Consider the following 2,967-nt stretch of genomic DNA (forward strand, 5'->3'; position numbering starts at 1 on the left):
CAACGGGCTCTAGACGCCAGTGGAGCACGATCTGCGACCCAACTCACACGTCAGCCATCGTAAATTATACACTAACCGCCGTTTTCATTATTTAGGGTGCCGCGAAGCGGAATGAGGACTCGCCAGAGCGTGGATGGTTGCCGGCCAATACAAATCACCACCTTCTGGCGAAGGTAGCAACGAGAAAATGCTTCACAGCGTTACGTTCGCGGGCCCTACGTTTGATCATCGATGCGAGAGTGATGTCGTCCGAGTCATGTCGCGACATCAACATAAGGTCGCCAGTGGAACCGTCGCGGTGTTCGACATGGACCGTCCCGGTTCCGGGCAACGAGCCTTCCCCGCCCGCAATCCTCGCAGCGGGAGCGTGACTTCCGCCGTGCCGGAACGTTGCATCGCTGCGTTCCGGCCCACATTGTCACACGGCAATGATTTAGGGCATCATTGGTAACGGCTCTGCACCAACCGCAACTGCTAGCCGAGCAACTGCAGCGTGTCGTCGAGCTCCGCCATCGCCGCATCGATCTTCGAGGCCGACGCTTGGATCATGTCCTGGTCAACCGTGTCGCTGGTGGTCGGCAGCTGTGCAAACGTGGTCACCTTACTCGATCCGACCTCCGCCGCCGATTGCGGTGACTCCGCAACCGGTTCGATCGATGGCTCGGCGTCTGTAGGCTGGGACGTTAACGCAGTCGCCAACGATTCACCTGTACCACGGGTTGCGGCTTTTCGCGATAACTCGTTAATCACTCGCAATGCATCCATCGCCGTGATTCGTCCGTCCGAATTGACGTCGTAATAACGACCGGGAACCACGATCTTCTCTCCCTCGGCGTTCCCCTGCCGGCCAAGTTGGTTGACGACCAACAAGGCATCCAAAGTGGTGGTTTCGCCGCTGCCATCAACATCGGTCGACTGAATCAGATTCGTGGGACTGACGCCGGTCAACGCATCATTGCCGGCCGATGAACGCACGATCAAGATCTGGTCTTCGTTAGACGCGTTGATGATCAACGCGTACAGATTTCCGGCGGTCAACGACGCCGTCAATACGCCACCGGCGTCATCGGCCAGCGGGTTCAGATCTTCGTCATACAGGACCACTCGCGCCGTGACCGATGTCGAACCAACGTGACCAAGAGTCAACGTCGTATCTTTAACCGCTCCGAACAAGATCGCCGTCGACTGCCCGCTCGCCGGGATCACTTGCGGACGAGCCAGGTTTCCAGGGATAACCAAACCGCCACCGCCACTGCGGTCATTGTCTAAGATCGAACCGGTGAACACCGTGCTCTCGCCAAGATTCGCGCCGCTCGGTTGATTCAGCGAAACAACCACCGTTTCCAAGCTTTCGACAATCGCATCATCGACCAAATTAATCGTGATGTTGCCCGAGGTTTGACCTGCCGCGATTGTGATCGGGTTTACCGCCACGGTATAGTCGCTTCCCGAGGTCGCCGAACCCGAGACCGTGAAGGGGATCGTGATCGTGGAATCGCTCGGTTTCGAAAGTAGGACGGTAACGTTGATCGCCGCGTCTCCTTCGCTCACCGTCTGGGTCACATTGGCGAGCGTAACGATCGGTGGGCTGGGACTTGACGGGTCCGAGTTCTGCAGCGTGATCGTGTGCGTCGTTGCCGTCCCCAACGTCGCGCCGGTCGGACTCTGCAAGGTAACCGCGATGGATTCATCTGTCTCGCTCTCGTTGTCACTGATCGCGGTGACCACAATGGTCCCCGAGGTCGCCCCGGCTGGGATCCGCAGCGGGCTACTGCTGATTGTGTAATCAGTTCCTTCCGTTGCAGTCCCGCTTACCAAAAACGGGATGACAATTTCGGAATCCGACACCGATGACAACGTGACCGAGATCGAGACGTTGCCGCCATCTTCGCTGACCGTTTGCGCAACCGTCGAAAAATCAACCACGGGGTCAACGGGTGAGGCCCCGTCGTTATCCGTGATCGAGATCGTCAACGTGGGGTTTGCCCCAAAATCAAATCCTGTGGGGGGCGTCAAGCTTAATGAGATCGTCTCGGTTGCTTCGACCAGACTATCGTCGATGATTTCAATCGGCAAATTTGCCGTGCTGGTTCCCGCTTCGAACCTGAGCGATTGCTGGCCAATTATATAATCGCTTCCATTGGTCGCGGTACCAATAATCGTAATTGGTACCACAACGACTTCGGTCGCCAAAATACTCAGTCGTGCCGTGGCGGTCACCGCAGTTGATGACTCGGACACCACGATTTGGTCGGTGGTGAAGTCAATTTGCGGATTGCTGCCCTCGACGTCGTTATCCGTGATGGTGATCGTCGTCGAGCTGACATTGCCCAACTCACCAAAACTAGGAACGCCGAGGGTGAAGATCATCGTTTCATCACCTTCGACAAAGCTGTCTTCGAAAACGTTGATTTTGATGGTCCGGGTTCTCTCGCCCGCAGCAAATCCGACGACGTTGGTCAAACTCGCATAGTCTTGACCATTGGTGGCGGTTCCGGTCAGAAAGAAGGGGACTTCGACAAACGTGTCGGTGACTTCGGACAAACTGACCGTCACAAAGACCGCGGTGTCCCCTTCGACCACACTAAGCGTGGATTCTTCGATATTGATCGTCGGTGGAGGCGACTGGTCATCGTCGCTTATTGTAATTCGCTCGGTCGGCGTATCGCCAAGTATTGCACCGATTGGCGTTCCCAAAGTAACAAACAGAACTTCGTCCCCTTCGACAATCGTGTCGTCGTTCACATTCACCGTGATCGAGGCGGATGTTTGCCCAGCAGCGAAAACAAGCGGACTCGACGAAATCGAAAAATCCGTGTTCGGGCTGGCCGAACCGTCGAATGTAAACGGAACGGTAATCGCCGCATCGCTGGGCTTCGACAAGATCACGTTCAGTGAGATGGTGCCCACGTTTTCACCGACCGTTAATGTGGACGCGCGAAAATTAACTGTGGGAGGAGCGGTTTC

2 protein-coding genes are annotated in these 2,967 nt (G+C 56.2%); one reads left to right on the top strand and one right to left on the bottom strand.

The window, feature by feature from the left end; all coding sequences use genetic code 11:
* The first annotated feature begins 187 nt into the window (after nt 1-187).
* Nucleotides 188-451 (top strand): hypothetical protein, encoded by a 264-nt coding sequence (locus tag ABX962_RS33900; RefSeq protein WP_372726089.1) that lies wholly within the window; start codon nt 188-190, stop codon nt 449-451.
* A gap of 23 nt (nt 452-474) precedes the next feature.
* Here ABX962_RS33900 and ABX962_RS33905 read toward each other — a convergent pair.
* A partial coding sequence (locus ABX962_RS33905) for a Calx-beta domain-containing protein (protein ID WP_372726090.1) occupies nt 475-2,967 on the bottom strand: 2,493 nt, incomplete at its 5' end.

The sequence above is a fragment of the Novipirellula sp. genome, assembly GCF_041583735.1.
Lineage (GTDB): Bacteria > Planctomycetota > Planctomycetia > Pirellulales > Pirellulaceae > Novipirellula.